1 protein-coding gene is annotated in these 583 nt (G+C 47.9%); it reads right to left on the reverse strand.

Features of this window, described 5'->3' with window-relative positions:
* On the reverse strand, positions 1 to 583 hold a 583-nt coding region (locus GRP75_RS28885; RefSeq protein ID WP_272917263.1), incomplete at both ends, for a glutamate ligase domain-containing protein.

Below are 583 nucleotides of genomic sequence, written 5' to 3' on the forward strand. Positions count from 1 at the left end.
TAGGTAAACAGTACTTCTACGTCGTGCTTTGCCGCGAAAATTCCAATTTCCTCATGGAATTGCTTTTCCTCAGGTCCCAACTCCAGCATGTCACCAAGCACGGCGATTTTACGTCCGTCCGTTTTATACGCAGACAGCGTCTGAATTGCAGCCTTCATTGAAGCCGGACTGGCATTATAAGCGTCGTTTAGCACGGTAAGTCCATTAGGACAGTTCACGACCTCAATGCGCATGCCCGTCAGCTTTAAAGACGACAACCCTTTACGTATATGGTCTACATCGACATTGAAATGACGCGCTACCGCCAGTGCTGCCAAACCATTTACAACATTGTGCTGTCCAAGCAAGGGAAGCCGGAAAGCCTCTTTGCCAGATTGGGCTGTTATAAATAAGCTGCCTTCTCCATCGGAAGTGATTTCAGTTGGATAGTCATCGTTGCCTGCAACTAGCCCGAACGTAAACAATTTTAAACCTTCAGGCTTGACCGTTTCAGACTCCGCCAACACTTGTGAAAGCAGTGGTTCATCCCCGTTGTAGATCAGCAAACCACCAGCCTTAAGGCCACTTGTGATCTCCAACTTTG

This window comes from Paenibacillus sp. OT2-17 (genome assembly GCF_009827695.1).
GTDB classification, from domain to species: domain Bacteria; phylum Bacillota; class Bacilli; order Paenibacillales; family Paenibacillaceae; genus Paenibacillus; species Paenibacillus polymyxa_B.